Annotated in this window: 18 protein-coding genes; 4 read left to right on the forward strand and 14 right to left on the reverse strand. The window is 73.1% G+C overall.

The annotated features are described in order from the left end of the window. Positions 1-47 precede the first annotated feature (47 nt). Entirely contained in the window at positions 48-920 is an 873-nt protein-coding gene (locus tag OG440_RS17000; RefSeq protein WP_406007667.1) for a diacylglycerol kinase family protein, read from the forward strand. 114 nt (positions 921-1034) lie between these two features. Here OG440_RS17000 and OG440_RS17005 read toward each other — a convergent pair whose 3' ends face one another. Further along, entirely contained in the window at positions 1035-1547 is a 513-nt protein-coding gene (locus tag OG440_RS17005; protein WP_406007668.1) for a GbsR/MarR family transcriptional regulator, read from the reverse strand. Positions 1548-1621: 74 nt separating this feature from the next. Here OG440_RS17005 and OG440_RS17010 point away from each other — a divergent pair, with 74 nt between their 5' ends. Beyond that, positions 1622-2512, forward strand: a complete 891-nt coding sequence (locus tag OG440_RS17010; protein ID WP_406007669.1) for an ATP-binding cassette domain-containing protein — start codon at positions 1622-1624, stop codon at positions 2510-2512. Beyond that, a complete protein-coding gene (locus tag OG440_RS17015) occupies positions 2509-4077 on the forward strand; it encodes an ABC transporter permease (protein WP_406007670.1) in 1569 nt (522 codons plus the stop codon). The genes OG440_RS17010 and OG440_RS17015 overlap by 4 nt, the downstream gene beginning before the upstream one ends. Before the next feature lie 164 nt (positions 4078-4241). Here the strand turns inward: OG440_RS17015 and OG440_RS17020 are convergent, their stop codons facing one another. Further along, on the reverse strand, positions 4242-6494 hold the full coding sequence (locus OG440_RS17020; RefSeq protein ID WP_406007671.1) for a hypothetical protein: 2253 nt from the start codon (positions 6492-6494) through the stop codon (positions 4242-4244). A 125-nt stretch (positions 6495-6619) separates the two neighbouring features. Between OG440_RS17020 and OG440_RS17025 the strand changes: the two genes are divergently transcribed. Next, entirely contained in the window at positions 6620-6886 is a 267-nt protein-coding gene (locus OG440_RS17025; protein WP_406007672.1) for a hypothetical protein, read from the forward strand. Here the strand turns inward: OG440_RS17025 and OG440_RS17030 are convergent. From OG440_RS17030 to OG440_RS17085, 12 genes are all read right to left on the reverse strand, one after another. After that, a complete protein-coding gene (locus tag OG440_RS17030) occupies positions 6876-8093 on the reverse strand; it encodes a cytochrome P450 (protein ID WP_406007673.1) in 1218 nt (405 codons plus the stop codon). The genes OG440_RS17025 and OG440_RS17030 overlap by 11 nt on opposite strands. 148 nt (positions 8094-8241) lie before the next feature. After that, positions 8242-8877 carry a leucine-rich repeat domain-containing protein gene (locus tag OG440_RS17035; RefSeq protein WP_406007674.1) on the reverse strand — a complete coding sequence of 212 codons (636 nt, stop codon included), beginning with the start codon at positions 8875-8877 and terminating at the stop codon, positions 8242-8244. A 234-nt stretch (positions 8878-9111) separates the two neighbouring features. Beyond that, positions 9112-9777, reverse strand: coding sequence for a response regulator (locus tag OG440_RS17040; RefSeq protein ID WP_406007675.1), 666 nt, complete (start codon positions 9775-9777; stop codon positions 9112-9114). After that, positions 9774-11135, reverse strand: coding sequence for a sensor histidine kinase (locus OG440_RS17045; RefSeq protein WP_406007676.1), 1362 nt, complete (start codon positions 11133-11135; stop codon positions 9774-9776). Before OG440_RS17045 ends, OG440_RS17040 begins: the two co-directional genes overlap by 4 nt. 169 nt (positions 11136-11304) lie before the next feature. Further along, positions 11305-11982, reverse strand: a complete 678-nt coding sequence (locus OG440_RS17050; protein WP_406007677.1) for a response regulator — start codon at positions 11980-11982, stop codon at positions 11305-11307. Continuing rightward, positions 11979-13460, reverse strand: coding sequence for a sensor histidine kinase (locus OG440_RS17055; RefSeq protein WP_406007678.1), 1482 nt, complete (start codon positions 13458-13460; stop codon positions 11979-11981). The genes OG440_RS17050 and OG440_RS17055 overlap by 4 nt, the downstream gene beginning before the upstream one ends. Positions 13461-13470: 10 nt before the next feature. Next, on the reverse strand, positions 13471-14670 hold the full coding sequence (locus OG440_RS17060; protein ID WP_406011379.1) for an acyltransferase: 1200 nt from the start codon (positions 14668-14670) through the stop codon (positions 13471-13473). A gap of 133 nt (positions 14671-14803) precedes the next feature. After that, a complete protein-coding gene (locus OG440_RS17065; protein ID WP_406007679.1) occupies positions 14804-15814 on the reverse strand; it encodes an alpha/beta hydrolase in 1011 nt (336 codons plus the stop codon). Positions 15815-16120: 306 nt separating this feature from the next. Continuing rightward, positions 16121-17005, reverse strand: a complete 885-nt coding sequence (locus OG440_RS17070) for an alpha/beta hydrolase (protein WP_406007680.1) — start codon at positions 17003-17005, stop codon at positions 16121-16123. A gap of 363 nt (positions 17006-17368) precedes the next feature. Continuing rightward, on the reverse strand, positions 17369-18571 hold the full coding sequence (gene kynU, locus OG440_RS17075; protein ID WP_406007681.1) for a kynureninase: 1203 nt from the start codon (positions 18569-18571) through the stop codon (positions 17369-17371). Further along, the gene (locus OG440_RS17080; RefSeq protein WP_406007682.1) at positions 18564-19409 is read right to left on the reverse strand and encodes a tryptophan 2,3-dioxygenase; all 846 of its coding nucleotides are present in this window, start codon (positions 19407-19409) and stop codon (positions 18564-18566) included. Before OG440_RS17080 ends, kynU begins: the two co-directional genes overlap by 8 nt. Before the next feature lie 158 nt (positions 19410-19567). Further along, positions 19568-19981: a DUF3151 domain-containing protein gene (locus OG440_RS17085; protein ID WP_406007683.1), complete on the reverse strand. Its 414-nt coding sequence runs from the start codon at positions 19979-19981 to the stop codon at positions 19568-19570. Between the last annotated feature and the right edge of the window lie 165 nt (positions 19982-20146).

Genomic DNA, 20146 nt, shown 5'->3' on the forward strand with positions numbered 1-20146 from the left:
GGGCTCTTGCACAAAGATGCTACCCGAGGAAGCGAGGCAGGACCGAGGTGGCGACTTTCGCGACGTCCGATCAGCTGCTGGTGATCATCGATCCGGTCGCCCGGCGCACGGACGGCGAGTCCGTACGGATCGCGAAAGACGTGCTCAGCGCGGGTGCGGCGAGTACGAAGGTGTGCCTCCCCGAGGACCCGGAGGAATTCGCCCGGGTCCTCGCCCGGCGGGGCTCGCGGCGGCCGGTGGTCGTCGGCGACGACCGGGCGCTGATGCGGGCGGTGGCCCTGCTGCACCGGCAGCGGGCCCTGGCCGAAACCGTGTTGTCCGTGGTGCCGGTGGGTGCCGCCCTGGGCGTCGCGCACGCCCTGGGGGTGCCCACGGGGCCGGTGGCGGCGGCGCGGGCCGTCCTGGACGGCACAGAGCGGCGTCTGGACGTCCTGGTGGACGACAGCGACGGGGTGGTGCTGGGCGCGCTGCGGATCCCACCGGTGCCGCTCGCGCCGCTGCCGGAGCCGACCGTGGCGGAGGCGGGGCTCGCGCAGGGCGGCGGCCACCCCTGGCTGCGGACGTACCAGTCCCTTTTCCGCACCCTGGTGCCGTCGCGGCCGGGCCGGCTCTCCGCCGCCCCCGCCCCGCCCGGGCCGGCCCGGCTGCGGATCGAGATCGACGGCGTGACGCTGGTCGATCTCGACCAGCCGGTGGAGGCTGTGTCGGTGACCCCCGGGCCCTCCGGCACGGCGGTCGTGCAGGTACGGCCGCTGTCCCTCGGCGCGGTGGCGGTGCCTTTGGAGGCCCGGGGGCGGACGGTGACCGTCTCGGGCGCGGACTTCCGCTACCGGGCGGACGCGATGATCGCGGGGCCGGTACGACGGCGCACGTGGACGGTGCGCGAGGGGGCGCTGGGACTGATGCTGCCGGAGCGGTGAGTCGGGTCCGCTTCCCGCCGCACGGCCCCGTGCAGCGCGACGCGCACCGTCACGACCGGCGTTCGCGGCGCTGATGCCCGCCGTCGACGCGGCGGGAAGCTCCGCCGGGGGCGGTCAGGGGCCGGTGGGGGCGGGCGGGCGGCTCTCCCCGAACACCGTGTCGCGGTGGACGCGCCACCGTTCCATCATGGCCGTGATCTCACCTTCCATGAACTCGAAGAAGGCGAGCGTCTCGGCCATGCGGCGTCCGGCGGGCGTGTGCGGGCCCAGACTCAGGACGCCCTCGCGCAGCGCACCCTCCCACCGCTTGATGAGGGTGTCGCGGTTGGTCAGCGCCTCGTACCACTGGTCGCCGTGCACCCGGTAGCGCTCGCGGCGCGAGCCGGGTTCCCGCTCGCGGGACACCATGTGCGCCTGGGCCAGGTAGCGCACCGCGCCGGAGACCGCGGCGGGGCTGATCCGCAGCTGTTCGCCCAGTTCGGCGGAGGTCATCACACCCTCGTCGGAGGACAGGAGCGCGGCGAAGACCCGCGCCGCCATGCGCTGCATCCCTGCCTCGACGAGCTGGGCCGCGAAGGACTCGACGAACTTCGACACGGCCTCCGCGTCCCGCCCGTTCTCGCTCATGTCCCGCATTCTACTGGTTCTTTGCACGATTCTTTAACTTCACAAATTTCTGAAAGAAGCGTACGTTCTGGAGCATGACGAAGGCCATCTCGGTGTCCGGACTACACAAGTCCTTCGGCCGCGCCCACGCCCTGGACGGTCTCGACCTGGAGGTCGAGACCGGTGAGGTGCACGGCTTCCTCGGCCCCAACGGCTCCGGCAAGTCCACCACCATCCGCGTCCTGCTCGGCCTGCTGCGCGCCGACTCCGGCACCGCGCGGATCCTCGGCCTCGACCCGTGGACCGACGCGGTCGAGGCGCACCGCCGCATCGCGTACGTCCCGGGCGACGTGACCCTGTGGCGCAACCTCTCCGGCGGCGAGGTCATCGACCTGTACGGCCGGCTGCGCGGCGGCCTGGACGCGGCCCGCCGGGCCGACCTGACCGACCGTTTCGAACTCGACCCCACCAAGAAGGGCCGCACGTACTCGAAGGGCAACCGCCAGAAGGTCGCCCTGGTGGCCGCGTTCGCCTCCGACGTCGACCTGCTCATCCTGGACGAGCCGACCTCGGGCCTGGACCCCCTCATGGAGGAGGTCTTCCGGCGCTGCGTACGGGAGGAACGCGACCGCGGCCGGACGGTCCTGCTGTCCTCCCACATCCTCGGCGAGGTCGAGGAACTCTGCGACCGCGTCAGCATCATCCGCGCGGGCCGCACGGTGGAGACGGGCTCGCTGGCCGACCTGCGCCACCTGACGAGGACCAGCGTGACGGCCGAACTCGCCCACTCCCCCGACGGGTTGGCCCGGCTGCCGGGCGTGCACGACCTCGACGTCGAGGGAAAGCGCGTGAAACTGCACGTCGACACCGACCGACTCGACGCGGTGCTGCGGTCGTTGGCCGACTCGGGCGTGCGGTCGCTGAAGTCCTCGCCGCCGACGCTGGAGGAACTGTTCCTGCGGCACTACCAGCAGACGCGCGCATGACCACGCTCGCGGGCACCGGCCCGCTCCTGCGCTTCGCGCTGCGCCGCGACCGCGTGCTGATCCCCGTCTGGGTGGGCGTGAACGCCCTGATGGTCCTCACCATGCCGAGCACGCTCCAAGGCCTCTACGGCACCCCGTCCGACCGGGCCGACCTGCTGCGGCAGCTGGAGACCAACGCCTCCCTGCGGGCCCTGATCGGCCCCGTCTTCGACGACTCGCTCGGCGCGCTGACGGCCTGGCGGGTGGGCGTGTACGCGGCTGCGCTCGCCGCGGTGACGAGCCTGCTGGTCGTCGTACGGCACACCCGCGACGAGGAGGAGAGCGGCCGCCAGGAACTCGTCGCGTCCGGCATGGTCGGTCGGCGCGCTTCCCTGACGGCGGCCCTGCTCGCGGCAGGGACCGCCAACGCCGTGCTGGCCCTGCTGGTCATGGTGGGCCTGGCCGGCCAGGGCGCGGCGGGCGCGGTCGCGTTCGGCCTCGGGCTCGCCGGTGTCGGCATGGTGTTCGCCACGGCGGCGGCGGTCCTCGCCCAGCTCACCGAGAGCGCGCGGCTGGCCCGCGGACTCACGGCGGCGGTGCTGGGCGCGGCCTTCGTCCTGCGGGCGGCCGGCGACTCGTCGGGGGACGGCGGTGCGTCGGCGCTGACCTGGCTGTCCCCGCTCGGCTGGCTGGAGAACCTCCGGGCGTTCGCGGACGAACGGTGGTGGGTGCTGCCGCTGTTGGCGGCGGCGGTCGTGGCGCAGGGCGCGCTGGCCTACGTGCTGGCCGGCCGGCGGGATGTCGGCATGAGCTTCCTGCCCACCCGCCCCGGACCGGCGGCGGGCCGGCTGGGCACGGCCTCCGCGCTGGCCTGGCGGCTGCAACGCGGCGGTGTGCTGGGCTGGAGCGTCGGCTTCCTCCTCGCCGGGGTGGTGTACGGCGGGCTCACGGAGGGCGCCGCCGACCTGGTCGGCGACAACGACGAGGCCCGCCGCATCTTCGAGCGGATGGGCGGCCGCTCGGACCTGACGGACGCGTTCCTCGCCTCGATGATCGGCATGCTCGGCATGATCGCGGCCCTGTTCGTCGTGGCGTCCGTCCTCCGGCTGCACGGCGAGGAGACGTCGGGCCGCGCGGAACCGGTGCTGGCGAACGCGGTCGGCCGGCTGCGCTGGGCGGCCGGCCACCTCCTGATCGCCTTCGGCGGCGCGACCCTGATCATGCTCCTGGCGGGACTGGGCTTCGCGGCGGGCTACGGCAAGGAGGCCCTGCCGATCGTGGGCGCCTGTCTGGTGCAGCTCCCGGCGATCTGGCTGGTCGGCGGCCTGACCGTCCTGCTCTACGGGATCGCCCCGCGCCTGGCGCCGGCCGCCTGGGGTGTGGCGGGCGCGATCCTGCTCATCGGCTGGATCGGCCCGGCGCTGGACGCTCCCCAGGCCGTCCTGGACCTGTCGCCGTTCGGTCATCTGCCGAAGCTGCCGGGCGGCGGGATGGAGTGGGGGCCGGTGCTGGTCCTCTCGGCTGCGGCGGCGGCGCTGGTGGCCGCGGGGCTGGCGGCGCTGCGACGGCGGGACATGACCACCTGACAGCGCGTCGGCAGGCCGGTTCACCTCGGCGGACACGACAACCGGGAGGCGCCCTGAGGGCGCCTCCCGGTCGAGGTCGACGGCGAGGAAAGCGAAGGAACTCGTATCAAGGAGTGGTGGAGAAGGAAGCCCCTTCATGGCCTCGCCGTGGGCAACGCTAGCAGTCATCCCGGGATCAGGTCGCGCAGATTTCCGAGGGTGACGACCCGGGAGTCCGGGTGCAGCCCCTCGGGACGTTCGAGACCGATGTAGGTCACGGGCCCGTCCGGGACCGACTCACCGTCCCACAGCTCAACCTCCGCCGCCTTCGCCCCCGCCTCCGCACCCGACGGATCCGCGGCCGTCGGCTCGGCAACCTTGGTGGCGCCGGTCATCAGGCCGACCAGGTACGCCACCGTCAGCTGCTCGCGCTCCACGAGGGCGCGCACCACCTTGGACACCGACACCTGGTTCTCCTCGACCCGGTTCGCCGACGGGATGCCCTTCAGATACAGGTGCAGCCACTTCGCGCGCCACCGGCCGTCGTCGCCGCGCCGGAACACCAGCGGCAGCGCCACCCGCCCGGTCCCCCGCAGCTCCGACTTCATCCGCACCGTGCGCGGCTCGAACGGCCGCCCCTTCTGCTCGCCGTCGCGCAGCATGAAGCCGAAGAACGACTCCTCGACCTCGTCGAAGCCCTCACCGGCGAAGATGTTGACCTGCGGGACGATGAACGAGCCGCGCACCCGGTCCAGGGACAGGTTGATGAACTCCGAGGCACCGTCGGGCGCCTCGGTGACATCGCCCGAGTGCTCGCCCCCGATCGCCGTGAGAGAGGTGTAGGAGAGCCAGCAGTCGGTGCTGTAGTCGGCGTGGAGGAGCAGCGCTGCGAGGTCGAAGTCGGTCCGGTCCTCGGTCTCCTTCCAGTAGACGAAGAAGCGCAGCTGTTCGCCGTCGACCACGGACACGGAGCCCCGGGGCAGCACGCCGAGCCCGGCCGCGGTCGCCCTGCCGCTGAGCGGGAGCGCCACGTCGAGGACGTCCGGGTCGATGAGCAGCCGCCCGGGGTCCGGGAGCCTGCGGCGCAGCTCGTCGTCGAGGGCGGCGATCAGACGGTCACAATCGGCGGCCGGGATGGACGGCCGGTGGTCGGGGGTCACCCAGGCCCGGCCCTTGCGGTTGACGAAGATGCGGGGTTCGTCGGTCTCCCGCTCCCGGTTGTGGAAGTGCTCGCGGACCGAGAGGACGACCCGGCCGGAGACCTTGGGGGCGACCCGCGCCGCGGCGGCCACCACCGCGTCCCGCTGCTCCTGGTCGGCGGCGATACGCAGCAGGAGGTCCAGGGCGCGGAACAGCTTGCCGGGAGCGGACTCCAGCAGCCGCACCGCGCCCAGGACGTCGAACGCGTCGAGCAGCTCCTCGAAACGGCTGTCGAGGGACCGGGCCTCCTTCTCGCCCCGCGCCACGGCGAACACGTCGGCGGCGTGCGGCCAACGCGGGTACTCGTGCGGGTGGAGACGCTCACCGAGCCGCTTGAAGGGCTCGCGATACGCGTGCACGTCGGCCAGCTTGGCGGGGTTCGCCGCGACCACGGCGTCGAGGCCCGCGAGCAGCGCACGGCGGGCCGGCCGCGGGAGTGCCCGGAACCGGGTGGGCTCGCGCAGCGTCACATCGCCGCCCGACAGCGCGCAGGCCAGCCGCAGCACGTCGACGACCGTGTCGAGGAGCAGGTCCGCCCCGACCCCGAGCCGGGCCTCGTTGACGACCGCCCGGATCTCCCGCACCGGGATGGTCTCGGGCTGGGGGCCGAGCGCGCACCGCTCGGCGAGGACCTGGAGGTCGGCCAGATGCTCCTCGCCGAGGGGCGTCGTGCTGCCCGCCAGTGCCAGGTACAGGTCGGTGAGTTCGTCGTCCAGGTCCCGCCCGAGGTGCAGGACGGTCACCCGGTCGCCCGCAGCGGCGATCAACTCGTCCTGCGCCGCGAGCATCTCCTCGTAGGTGTGCTGGTAGCGGCCGTACGCGGGGAGGCTGAGCAGGTCCAGCACCCCGTGTGCCAGCTGCGTCAGGACGTTCTCGCGCGAGGTGTCGTCACCGAGCGCCTTTGCCACGCACCGCATCCAGAACTCTTCGGTGTCCGGCACGTTCGCCGGGAAGTCGATGAAGTACGCGTTGTGCCGGACGTGATCGCCCACCATCTCGCCCACGGTGCGCAGCGTCCGGGTGGCGGTGTGCACGACCGCGGCCTCGGACAGCTCCGACAGCCGCGCCAGCAGCTCCGCCGAGAGCTTGAAACCCACGGATGCGAGCGCCGCGTCGAACTGCCGCGCGGCGACGGCTCCTTGCCCCGCGGAGCCCCCGGTGGAAGCCCCGGTGGAGCCCTTCGGGGAGGGAAGGCGGTGGGTGTGCCGGATGACCAGCTGTTCGAGACTGTGCGCCATTCGGGGATGATCGCAGAGGCGTGCGAGCGGGCGCACGGGAGTTTCCCGTACGCCGCGGTTCGTCGGTGAGCGGCCTTTCGGCCGGGTGCGGAACCCGTGGCGGCCGGCGCGCGTCCGCCCCGGGTATGGGACAACGCACGCAGGCCGCCGGCGGCTGCCTCGCCATGGCGCTCGGCTGGGGTGCCGGACTCGCGGTGTGGTCCGTCGGCGTCCGCGCCCGCTTCCGGCGTTTCGAACAGGCACCCGACTGGAGCGTCCTCTACGCGGAGCTGCCGCTCGCCCTGCTGGGCGGGACGGCCGCCGGCCTGGCCCTGTGGGCCCTGCTCGCCCGCCTCGGACGCCGTCCCGGAGGCCGTCCCGGAGGCCGTCCCGGAGGCCGTCTCAGAGGGTGACGCTCAGCCCCTCCAGTCCCCGGATCACGAAGTTCGGCTTGCGCCGGGGCTCCGCCGCCAGGGCCAGGGTGGGGGCCCGTTCCAGGAGGGCCGTCATCGAGGCGGCGAGCTCGATACGGGCCAGCGGGGCGCCGATGCAGTAGTGGATGCCCGCGCTGAAGGAGATGTGCGGGTTCTCCGCGCGGGTGAGATCGAGCCGGTCCGGGTCGGCGAAAACGGCCGGATCGTGGTTCGCCGACCCGAAGAGCATGGCGATCTCCGCGCCCCGGGGCACGGTCGTCCCGTCGATCTCGATGTCGTCGAGCACCCACCGCTCGAACAGCTGGAGCGGGGTGTCGTACCGCATCAGCTCCTCGACCGCCGAGGGGACGAGAGTGTGGTCGGCGCGCAGCGCGGCCAGTTGCTCCGGGTTCCTGAAGAGCGCCCACCACCCGTTGACGGTGGCGTTCACGGTCGCCTCGTGCCCGGCGTTGAGCAGCAGCACCGCGGTCGAGACCATCTCCTGCTCGGTGAGCCGGTCGTCCTCGTCGTGCGCGGCGATGAGACCGGAGATCAGATCGTCGCCGGGCTCCTTGCGCCGAGCGGCGATGAGCTCCCGCAGATACCCGGAGAACTCGACGGAGGCACGCACCGCCCGCGCCGCGGTCTCCTTCGACGGGCTGAGCTCGTACATCCCGCAGATGTCCGCCGACCAGGGCCTGAGCGGTCCCCGGTCCGACTCCGGGATGCCCAGCATCTCCGCGATCACGGCGACGGGCAGCGGCTCGGCGACATCGCTCAGCAGATCACCGCCGCCCGTCTCGACCAGCCGGTCCACCAGTTCCCCGGCCAGCCGCCGCACGTACGGCTTCAGCCGTTCCACCGTGCGCGGGGTGAACGCCTTCGACACCAGCCGCCGGATCCGCGTGTGATCGGGCGGCTCCAGGTCCAGCATCCCGTGATCATTGAGCGTGTGGAACGGCTCCTGCTCGGCCGGGGGCGCCGTCCGCCCGAAGTCCTCGTGCGTGAACCGGTGCTGATACGTGCGTCCGAGCCGCCGCTCCCGCAGCAGCGCCGAGACATCCGCGTGCCGCGGCACCAGCCACTGGTCGGTCGGCTCGTAGTAGATCACCCGCCCCCGCTCCCGAAGCTCGGCATAGGCCGGGTAGGGGTCCGACACGAACGTGGGATCCCAGGGGTCGAAGGAGAGAGCGTCGACTGCTGCCATGACCGGACGCTAACCGGTGGCGGGGCTGCTGACCAGGGGGGTCTTGCGGACGCGGCCCACCACGTCCCACCGCGGCCCGCCGAGACCCCCTACGCGGCGGTCCGCTTCACCGCGGTCCCCCGCGAGGTGCGGCCGGCTCGCTCACCCGTCAGCGTGGCGGTGGCTGGACCACCGTCGGGCCGCCCCGGTGGGGTGTGGCGACATGGTGGGCGGCCGGTTCGGGCAGCGCGTCGACGCAGGCCTGCGAACAGGCGTTGACCAGGAGTGGCAGTACGTCGGTGGCGACGACCGACGAGATCCAGACCTGCTCCGGGCCCGACGGCGGCAACGGTCCGGCGCACACACTGCACCCGCCGAGCGCGTCGGGCCGGAACGCCGCCGACCCGAGCGCGGGAAACGGCAGCCGCGTCTTGTAGTTGCCGTAGACCGCCCGCGTGCTGACCGTGCTGTCGCGCAGCTTCGGGCACCTGGTCAGCTCGTACGGGAACCAGTGCAGCCGGTACGACGTGTACGGGCTGAACTCCTCCAGGCTCTCCATCGCGCCGATCTCCGGCGGGACCCGCACGAGGTTGCTGCCGTACAGCACCAGGTGCCGCACCCGCTTCAGCCTGCCGATGGCCGGCGGCAGCGTGACGACCTGCCGCCGCTCCTCCGCCGTCAGCTCCACCAGCGGCTTGAACACCTCCCGCCCGTCGGCCACCGCCTCCTCGATCAGCTCCAGGAGACGCCGCCACCCCGGCGCGGACGTGTCCTGGCGCTCGGTGTGAAAGTGCGACTCCGTCACCTGCGGCGCGGACCTGGACCGTCCCGGACAGTCACACCGGTCCCGCCCCGGCGACTCCCCCGCCGGCCCCACGGCACCGGCCCAACGGTTCTCGAAAACCTGCGGTTCCCCACCCTCGGTCATGCTGCCAACGTACCGAAGTGCCGACGGACGATCAGCCGGTGCGCCGGTACTCCTGTGCTCCGGTGCGTCGGTGCGTCGGTGCGTCGGTGCGTCGACACTCCGGTGCGCGGCCTAGCCCGGGGTCACCAGTCGGGCCTCGTAGGCGAAGACCGCCGCCTGGGTGCGGTCTCTCAGGCCCAGCTTGACCAGGATTCTGCTCACGTGGGTCTTGATGGTCGACTCCGCGACCACCAGGCGTCCGGCTATCTCCATGTTCGACAGGCCCTGGGCGATGAGGACCAGCACCTCCGTCTCCCGATCGGTCAGATCGCCGTAGGCCGCCTGCGCGGTCGGCGACAGCCGGGGGGTGTCGGAGAGCTTGGAGAACTCCGTGATCAGCCGCCGGGTGACGGAGGGGGCCAGGAGCGCCTCGCCGGCCGCCACCACCCTCACCCCGTCGGCGAGTTGGCGGGCCGAGGCGTCCTTCAGCAGGAAGCCCGAAGCGCCCGCGCGCAGCGCCTGGTAGACGTACTCGTCGAGATCGAAGGTCGTCAGCACCAGGACCTTCGCCGAGTCGTCCGCCGCCACGATCTCCCGCGTCGCCTCGATGCCGTTCAGCTCCGGCATGCGGATGTCCATCAGGACCACGTCGGGATCGAGTTCGCGGACGCGGTCGATCGCCTCCCGGCCGTTGACCGCCTCGCCCACGACCTCGATGTCCGGCATCGCGTTCAGCAGGACCGAGAAGCCCTCGCGCACCATCATCTGGTCGTCGGCGATCAGTACGCGGATCGTCATGTCGCACTCTCGCTCGCGACGGGCACCGGCAGGAACACCGTCACCTCGTAGCCGCCCGCCGCCGTCGGCTCCGCCGTCATCTCGCCGTTCAGCATGCCGACTCTCTCCCGCATCCCCGTGACACCGTGGCCGGCGCCGGGTGAGGCCTTGATCAGGGACGGATTCGGCGGGGCGTCGTTGACTATCCGCAGTCCCAGGCCGCCCAGCACATAGCCGATCTCCACGCGGGCGCTCGCCCCGGGGGCATGGCGCAGGGTGTTGCTCAGCGCCTCCTGGACGATCCGGTAGGCCGACAGCTCCACGCCCTGCGGCAGCTCGCGCACCGCGCCGGTGACCGTCTTCTCCACGTCCAGGCCCGTCTCCCGCACGTTGGTGAGCAGCCCGTCCAGTTCGGCGAGCGTGGGCTGCGGGGCGTCGGGGACCTCGTAGTCCTCGGCGCGGACCACACCCAGGACCCGGCGCAGTTCCGTGAGGGCCGCCACCGCGTTCTCCCGGATGGTGGCGAACGCCTTCTCCAGCTCCGGCGGAGGGTTCTCCACCCGGTAGGGGGCGGCCTCGGCCTGGATGGCGACCACCGACATGTGGTGGGCGACGACGTCGTGCAGCTCGCGGGCGATCGTGGTGCGCTCCTCCAGCAGGGTGCGGCGGGAGCGTTCGTGCGCGGTCACCGTCTCCTGGGCCGTGACCTTCTCCTCGGCCTGCCGGCGGATGTGCCAGACGGTGACCGCGAGCAGGAGGATCGCCGAGAAGACCAGCATCGGCGCGACGTTCGTCGCGTAGTGATCCCACCTGAAGATGGTCTCGGCGCCGAAGCCGTAGGCGGCCGTCAGCATCCACATCCACGCCGCCGTGCGCGGGCGGGTGCGTATCGCCACCACCGTCAGCACCGTCAGGTGGGCGACGAAGCTGCCCGGCAGCCAGGGCCACTCGCCGTACGTGGTGCCGATGACGGCGACGAGCGTGGTCCCCGCGAGCGACAGCCAGAAGGCGCCGACCGGCCGCACCAGCGTGAGCAGCACCGGGGCCAGGGCGAGCAGACCGGACAGCAGACCGACGCCGCTGCCCTGGGCGTCCGTCCAGGCGATCAGCATCGCCAGGGCGCCGGCCGCCCCGACCACCGTGTGCCGGGACCAGGCCGCGTACTCCCGCCTGCGGCCCTTCAGCCGGCCCAGGGCACGGCCGGCGGGCTCCCTGCGGGGCAGCGGGCGGTAGGCGAAGGCGTCGTGGAAGAGGTCCTCCCGCAGGCCGCGCAGGGCGTCCACGGCCGCCCGGAACTCCGGACTGCGCGGCCGGTAGGCCTCGAAGGAGTCGTCCGGGTCGTCCGGGCGCGTGGTGTGCGTCTGCGTCGTCTCTGTCACGTTCAGAACGGTAGGCGGAGGACGGGGTCCCGGTCGTCACCAGTGAGAGGGGTTCGTGCGGATCCCTCTCAAGTACTACGGGTCCGACGCACCGCCGCGACCGGAGCCGAGGGGTGCCGGCGGGGCGCCGGCGGGGCGCCGGCCACCGGAGCCGACGCGGCGCCGCCGGTCAGTACCCCGAAGGTCTCACCAGCCCCGACTCGTACGCGAACACGGCCGCCTGGGTGCGGTCCCGCAGCCCCAGTTTCACCAGGATGCGACCCACGTGCGTCTTCACGGTCTGCTCGGCCACGAAGAGATGGCCGGCGATCTCCGCGTTGGACAGACCCTGCGCGATCAGGGTGAGCACCTCCGTCTCCCGCTCGGTGAGGTCGCCGACCCGCTCCTTCAGCGGGGCTCTGGGCTTGCCGTCGAGCCGGGAGAATTCGGCGATCAGCTTGCGGGTGATGACCGGTGCGAGCAGGGCGTCCCCTGCCGCCACCACCCGGACCGCCTCGGCGAGCCGGTCGGCGGAGGCGTCCTTCAGCAGGAATCCGGACGCCCCGGCCCGCAGCGCGTCGTACACGTACTCGTCGAGGTCGAAGGTCGTGAGCACCAGCACCTTGATGTGCGGGTGGGCGAGGGTGATGCGGTGGGTGGCGTCGATGCCGCCGAGCTCGGGCATGCGAATGTCCATCAACACGACGTCCGGGGAGAGTTCGTCGACCTTGGCGACGGCGTCCAGGCCGTCCACCGCCTGTCCGATCACCTCGATGCCCGGGTGGGCGTTGAGCAGCACGGTGAAGCCCTGCCGGACCATCTCCTGGTCGTCGGCGATCAGTACGCGGATGGTGCCGCCGGTCGTCATCGGTTTCCGTCTCCTGTCCTGGGCGAGGCACCCGCGTCGTGCACATCGTGCGGGTCGGGCGGGTCGGGCGGGAACACGAGTTCCAGGCCCTCGGGGGTGCCGGGGTCCGTGGAGTCGTCGTCGCCCGGTGCGGCCGTGCCGTTCCTCGGGAGGAACGCCGACACGGCGAAACCGCCGTGCAGGGTGGGATAGGCGCTGACATGGCCGCCCAGCATCACCGCCCGCTCACGCATCCCGAGCAGACCGTGCCCCGCCCCGGGTGAGGGCGCTACGGGTGCACACGGGCGGGAGTTGGTGACCTCCAGGTACAGGCCACGCGCGTGGTGGGTGACCTCCACCCGCACCCGGGAACCCGGCGCGTGCCGCAGGGCGTTGCTGAGCGCCTCCTGGACTATCCGGTACGCCGACAGCTGCACGCCCGGCGGATACGCGGGCGGCTCGCCCTCGACGGCGGCGACCACCTCCAGCCCCGCCGCGCGGGTGTTCTCCATGAGGGCGTCGAGGCGATCGAGCGTGGGCTGCGGGGTGTCCGGGGCGGCTCCGGTGCCGGCCGCGCCGAGTCCGTAGGGGTCGTCGGGGTTCTCCGAGCGCAGCACGCCCAGCACCCGGCGCAGTTCGGCCAGCGCCTCCAGGGCGTTCTTCCGGATGCCCGCGAGGTTCTCCCTCAGTTCCTCGGACGGGTTCTCCACCAGGTGGGGGGCGACCTGGGCCTGGATGGAGATCACCGACATGTGGTGGGCGACCACGTCGTGCAGTTCGCGGGCGATCCGGTTGCGCTCCTCCAGCAGGGTGCGGCGGCCGCGTTCCTCGGCGGTGATCGTCTCCTGTTCGACGAGCTGGGTGCGGGCCTCGCCGAGACCGCGGAACGCGGTGCCGACCAGCACGACGGCGCCGAAGATCGCGACCGCCACGACCCCCGTGGAGGTGTAGGTCGCCCCGCCGATCAGGCCCTGCACCACCCAGGTCGTCAGGACGGTGGCGGCCCACGCCGCGAGGGACACCCGGGCCCTCGTGCGGAGCGCCAGGAACAGGAGCACGACGGCATGGGCGATAACTTCGGCGGTGTTCCACGGCCAGGAGGGGCCCGGCAGCGGATGCCCCACCAGGGCCGGCCGGGCGCCCACCGCGGCGACGACGACGCCGGCCAGCGACAGCGCCCACGCGGGCACGGGCCGCCACAGCGCGAGGACGACGGCCGCGCCCTGCGCGAGCCCGGTCAGCACGCCCAGTTCCGTGCCCAGGCCGTAGCGGCCCATCTGGTCCGTGGCGGCCAGCGCGATCCCCAGGGCGGCCCAGCACACCACCACGTACCCGGGCACCCGCAGCAGCCGGATCCCGCGCCGGCGCGGGGCGGCCCCGGCGGGGCGGGACGCTCCCGAGCCGTCGCGCGAGGGGGCGCGCAGGCGGTGGAAGCGGTTCGGGCCGTCGGGTGCGAGGGCGGCACGCTCGGACCCGATGCTGCTCTCCTCGCCGTTCACGGGCTCAACCCTAGGCACTGGGCGCCGCCTTGGACTCCGTCCGGCCGGAGCGGTGGTGGACCCGGATCACCCGGGACCTGCCGCCGTCCCGGCGGCGTGGCTCGCGTGGCCCGCGTTCGTAGGGGTGGAACGCCGCCCGGCACACCCCCAGCATCAGGGCGAAGACCGGCAGCCACAGCAGCCGCGCCGCCACCCACCCCAGTCCGTCGGGGACCGTGTGCAGGCCCGGGAGACGGCCCGCGAACAGTCCGGTCGCGGTGGTCGCCATCATGGCCGTCTGGTGCCAGAGGAACACCGTCATCGCCGACAGGTTGACCAGCGCGACCGCCGCCCAGGCCAGGGGCCCGCGCAGGGCACGGCGCAGCCGGTCCCGCAGCAGCAGGGCCAGTCCGCACTGGGCGAGACCGAACGTGACGGCGGCCAGCGTCGGCGGGTCGAGGTTGGATACCGCGGCGCCCGGCACGCCCACCATCGACGCCGGGTATCCGGCCCAGCCGATGAGCACTGCCGTCGCCACCGCCCCGCCGATCAGCAGGAGTCGGCCCGCGCGGGGCCGTTCCAGCTCACCGCGGGTCCAGGCCGCGCCGACGGTGTACGGCACCAGCCAGCCCGCCACCACGTTCACCCAACCCAGCCACGACGGACCGCCCAACCCGAAGCGCACCAGGTCCACATGGAAAACGACGGCCAGCGGCCACAGCGGGTTGAGCCGGACCAGCAGCGGGGTCGCGGCCGTCAGCGCGGCGAAGACCAGCAGGAACCAGAGGGGGGACAGCGCCAGTTTGACCACGGTGTGCACGGTGACGAAGGACGCGCCGCCGAGCAGGAGGCAGGCCGCCGCGACCGTCCACACGACCAGGACGGCGGCGACCGGAACGAACAGCCGCGCGAGCCGGGTGCGCAGCCACGCGCCGTAGGTCACGCCGCGTGTGCGGGCCGAGGCGAGGCTTCGGGTCGCCACATGGCCGCCGACCATGAAGAACACCGCGAGGGTCTGGAACATCCACGACACCGGCGCCAGCCAGGGCATGGGCCCCAGCGGGCTGGCGGCCCGCAGGGTTCCGCCGTCGGCGACGAGCGCCGTCACCAGCCAGTGGCCGAGGACGACACCGAGGATCGCCAGTGCGCGCAGGGCGTCCACGGCCCGGTCGCGTCGCGGCGGCGTGGCGGCGTCGATCCGGACGGCGGCCCCCCTGATCCCGGAGAGCACCCGCCCGAGCGGCCCACGCCCCCGCGCCTCAGCCGCTGGTGACCCGCGCTCCGGTGACTCACGCTCCTGCGTCTCGCGCTTCTCCGTCTCGCGCTTCTCCGTCTCACGCTCCGTCGTCTCACGCTCCGTCGTCTCACGCACCGGTGACCTCCGAGGTCCGGCCGAGGACGATCCGGGCGATGTTGGCCAGGGAGGGCGAGCCCGGCCTGAAGTAGTCGCTGTGGCCGCCGGAGCCCGCCGCGAAGACATGGGCGCCGAACGACGGGGACAGGGGATCGGTGCCGAAGCCGACCGTCGTGCCGAACAGGTCGGCGCTGACATGCGGGACGTCGGCCACCCAGTCGTCGGCGCCCCGGGCCGCCCAGATCCGCGCGCGGGTGTGCAGGCCGGCCGCCGAGTCCGCGCCCGTGCCCGGGCTGCCGAGGAGGACGAGATCCGTCACGTCCAGCCGCGGGGCCGCGCGGCCGCACACGACCGTGCCGTACGAATGGCACAGGAGGGTGAACCGGGAGCCCGGCGCGGTGACGGCGCGCAGCCGGCCCAGGAACTCCCGCAGGTCCGGGGCCGCTTCTTCGGCACGGTCCGGGGTGATCACGGTGGCGCTGATCGTGCCGGGGGTGGTGTAGCCGAGCCAGGCCACCACCGCCGTACGGCGGTCGGTGCCGCTCTGTCCGGCGAGCCGGTGGTGCAGTGCGGCCGCTCCCGCGCGGAAGCGGCCGAAGGTGTCCAGCGAGGTGTCGGAGCCCGGGACGAGGACGGCCACACGGTCGGCGTGGGCGAGGTCCCCGAACACCTCGACCGCCCGCCCGGCACCCCGGCCGTCGAAGGAGAGCAGGTCGCGCGAGGGAGCGGCCAGCTCCCGTTCGGCCGCGGCGCGGTGACGGTCCCCGTGGGCGGCGGCCATCCGGGACGCCAGTGCGGCGTTGGCCCGGTTGGCGGCGTACGCCTTCTCCAGCGTCGCCGCCGTCGGCGGGGCGAGGTCGGCAGGGAGCGGGGCGGGGATACGGGGCCGGGCCGCGGCCGCCGTGAGGGGGACCACCACGGCGGCGGTGACGAGGACGGCCAACAGGGCGCGGAACCAGTGCCGCCCCCCGTGCGTTTCCCCCGTACGGCGCCACCGCCCACGAAAACGAAGCCTCGCCATCTCGCCCCTCCCCCGCCACCGCGCCCGGCCATCGGGCTTTCCTGGCTTGGAAGTTACGGATCAGCGCTCGTCGTTCGCGTCCCGCTCAGGAGCTCTTCCTCGACGTAGCTCTCAGGTACTACGGGTACGACAACCAGGGTTCATTCAGGGAGAATTCAGGGGCCTGCCGGGGTGAAAGGGAGCCGGGTCGCCCTGGGTGAAGGGATCAGGGGTGGCCCTGGTGAAGAGGTCAGGGGTGGCCCTGGGGAAGGAATCAGGGGTGGCCGGGAAGAGGTCGGGGACCCGCCGGCCCTCGACCGGGGGCTGTCACCACGCCAGCTGCGCGATCTCCTCCGCCACCACCGCGCACGCGTCCGCCGCCGGGTCGATCAGCGGGAAGTGGCCGACGTCCTCCAGGAGGGTCAAGCCCACCACCTCCCCCGCCTTCGCCGCCGCGTCCGCGTACGCCTCGGCGACCGCCTCCGGGACGACCAGGTCGGTGCGGCCCTGCACCAGGGTCGTCGCGACACCGGTCGGCAACAGCAGCGCGGGGTCGGCGTACGGCCGCCGATCGTCGAACCCATCGTCGCCGCCCAGGAGTTGACGGGCCGCTCCGTCGCACACGTCCAGCTTCTCGGCGACCTCGAAGTCGGCGATCGGGGCCAGCGCGACGACACCCCGCAGCGACGCCGAACCCCCGGTGCGCCAGGGCGCGTCGGCGGGCAGCACATGCCGGGCCGCGGCCCACAGGGCGAGGTGGCCGCCCGCCGAGTGACCGGTGAGCACCGTACGGCGGGCGTCGGCCTGCGGCACGGCCTCACGGACGAGGGCGGGGAGGGCGTCGAGGGCCGCGGCGACGTCGTCGAAGGTGTCCGGCCAGCGTCCCGCGATCGGGGATGTCCCCTCCGGGTCGGGGCTCCCGGCGCCCCGCCGGTACTCCACGTTGGCGACGGCGAAGCCGCGCTGGGCCAGGAAGTCGGCGAAGGGGGTGATGTGCCGCCGGTCGTACGGCGCCCGCCAGGCCCCGCCGTGCAGCACGACGACGAGCGGGACGGACCCGCCGGGGCCGACCCGCGCTCGCGGGACGTAGAAGTCGATCACCTGGTCGGGGTGATCGCCGTACGCCGTGGTGACGTCGGGCTCGACGGGCGGATGCGCGAAGGCGGACGCCTCCTCGACTGCGGCCCGGGCTGCGACAACGTCGTCCGGCATGCTCAACCTCTCAGCGGCGAAACGGATTTGGCGGACCAGGTGGGAATTCGGCCGTTGGCCGGGACGGTATCAGGCCCGTGACGTGCGCGGACACGCGGATGTCACGCTCGGTGAGAGCCGCACGGTCCAGGTAAACGGTTCTGCTGTTCCGCCGCCCCGGCGGGCCCGCCCGCCGGGAAACCCCCTGGGCGCACCCGTAGGTACGCCCCGGAGACCCGCCCGGTTCAGCCGGGCGGGTCAGTCACCGGGCTGCCACCGGCTCTGCCGTCGCGCCGCCCCGGTTCTGCCACCGGATCCGCCTGCCGGGTGGCCGCCGGACGGCCACCGGGTCTGCCTGCCGGACAGCCGCCGAACGGCGCCGGGTCAGCGCAGTTCCTCCGCCAGCACGCGCGCCGCCCGCTCCACGTCCGCGAACCCGACGTACAGCGGGGTGAAGCCGAAGCGCAGGACGTCCGGGCGGCGGAAGTCGCCGACGACCCCGCGTCCGATCAGCCGCCGCATGACCTCGCCGGCCTCCGCGCAGCGCAGCGCCACCTGGCTGCCGCGCTCCTCGTGACGCACCGGCGTCAGCGACTCGACCCGCCCCTCGGGGACGTACGCGGCGACACATTCCAGGAAGAAGTCCGTCAGGGCCAACGACTTCGCCCGCACCGCCTCGACCGAGACGCCGTCCCACACCTCGAGCGCCGCCTCCAGGGCGAGCATCGACAGGATGTCCGGAGTGCCGACCCGCCCGCGCGGGGCACCTGCCGCCGGCTCGTACATCTCCCGCATGCCGAAGGGCTCGGCGTGCGAGTTCCAGCCGGGCAGCGGGGAGTCGAACCGGTCCTGGAGGTCGCGGCGCACGTACAGGTACGCCGGTGAACCCGGGCCGCCGTTCAGGTACTTGTAGGTGCAGCCGATCGCGAGGTCCACGCCGTGCTCGTCGAGACCGACGGGCAGGGCGCCCGCGCTGTGGCACAGATCCCAGACGGCGATCGCGCCGGCCGCGTGCACGGCGGCCGTGAGCGACGGCAGGTCGTGCAGCCGCCCGGTGCGGTAGTCGACGTGGTTGAGCAGCACGGCGGCCGTACGCTCCGACAGTGCGGCGGGCACCTCGCCCGGTGTCACCGCGCGCAGGGTGCGGCCGGTGAGACGGGCCGCGGACTCCGCGATGTAGCCGTCCGTGGGGAAGGTCGTCGCGTCGACGAGGATCTCGTCGCGGGCGTCGTCCACCAGGCGTACCGCTCCCACGAGTGCCTTGAAGACGTTGACACTCGTGGAGTCGCCGACCACGATCTGGCCGTCCGCCGCGCCCACCAGCGGGGCGATCAGGTCGCCGATCCGCTCGGGCGCCGTCCACCAGCCGCTCTCGTCCCAGGAGCGGATCTTCAGCGCGCCCCACTGACGCCGTACGACGTCCTCGACGTGCCCGGGGACGGACCGCGGCAGCGCGCCCAGCGAGTTGCCGTCGAGGTAGACGCCGTCGTCGAGGAGGAACTGGGCGCGCTTGCCCGCCAGTTCGTCGCCGCCGTCCAACTCCTTCGCCTTGAAGACGAGTTGCTCGAAACCGGGGTGCTCAGACATGGGACCTGGCCGTCCACAGTTCGGGGAACACGTTCTTCTGCGCGCGCTTCTCCAGCCAGGCCACCCCGGCCGAACCGCCCGTGCCGGACTTCGCGCCCATCGCGCGGCGGGTGGCGACGAGGTGGTCGTTGCGCCAGCGCCACACCAGCTCGGCGACGTCCGTCAGCGCCTCGCCGAGGCGCGCGATCTCGTCACCGTCGTCGCCCGAGTAGACGGCGGTCCAGACCGCCTCCACCTCCGGCGAGGGCTCGTACCGCCGCGAGATGTCCCGCTCCAGGACGGCCGGCGGGATCGCGTGCCCGCGCCGGGCCAGCAGCCGCAGCACCTCGTCGTACAGGCTCGGCTCGTGCAGCGCCTTCTCCAGCTCCGCGTGGACGCGGGGCGCGCCGCGGTGCGGGACCAGCATGGACGCGGACTTGTCACCGAGCAGGAACTCCATGCGGCGGTACATCGCCGACTGGAAGCCGGAGCCCTCGCCGAGCGCGGAGCGGTACGAGTTGAACTGCGCCGGGGTCAGCTGCCCGAGCGGCCGCCAGGACGCGTTCAGCGCGTCCAGTTCGCGGACGGACCGCTTCAGCGCGTCGATCGCCACCGGCACCCGGTCCTGGCGGAGCGCCTTCGCGGCCGTCTCCCACTCGTGCACGATGACCGTGAACCACAGCTCCATGACCTGGGTGGTGACCAGGAAGACCATCTCTCCGGGATCGTCGGAGAGGGTGTGCTGGAGGTGGGTGAGCACGTCCGCCTTGACGTAGTCCTCGTACGGCGTCGTGCCGGCGAAGTCGAGATGCGGGGTCTCGGGCTCCGAAGCCTCTTGGGGCTGAGCCTGCTGGGACATCGCTGTCTCCTGTTGTGTACTCCGGGTAGCGGTCCGCCCCTGCCGTTACCGACACGGGGGCCCCGGTCCCCACCGGCACATAGTGCGCAATGGTGTCCCGAAAACGCAAGGCCCGCCTGGTCACACCAGGCGGGCCCGGAAGAACGCACGGGGAGCGGCTAGCCCAGGGTCTGGGCCGCCGTCGGTGAGGAGTCCTTCAGGAACTGCGAGCAGCGCTCCCACTCCGCCTGCTCGCCGATCGCCTGCGCGGCGCGGGCGAGGCCGTGCAGGGCGCGCAGGAACCCACGGTTGGGCTCGTGCTCCCACGGCACCGGGCCGTGGCCCTTCCAGCCGCCTCGGCGCAGGCTGTCCAGGCCGCGGTGGTACCCCGTACGGGCGTACGCGTACGACTCCACCACGCTGCCCCGCTCGAAGGCGTCGTCGGCGAGCTGGGCCCAGGCCAGCGAGGACGTCGGGTACTTCGCGGCGACGTCGGCGGGCGCCGTGCCGTTCGCGAGGAGCTCGCGGGGCTCGGGGTCGTCGGGGAGGTGGGTCGGGGGCGGACCCCCGAGAAGGTTTTCGTGAAGGGACATGCGTCCAGTCTGCGCCATCCGCGGCCCCTCGGCGCCGGCCCACGGGGGAAACCCGGCGGGTCCCCGGCCGGGGACCCGCCCAGGACAGCCGCCCCGCCGCCCAGGGCCTCGACCGGAGCCGGAGCCCTGCCCCGCCCAGGGCACCCGCCCCGCCGCCTCTCCGCC

This window comes from Streptomyces sp. NBC_00637 (assembly GCF_045161545.1).
Lineage (GTDB): Bacteria > Actinomycetota > Actinomycetes > Streptomycetales > Streptomycetaceae > Streptomyces.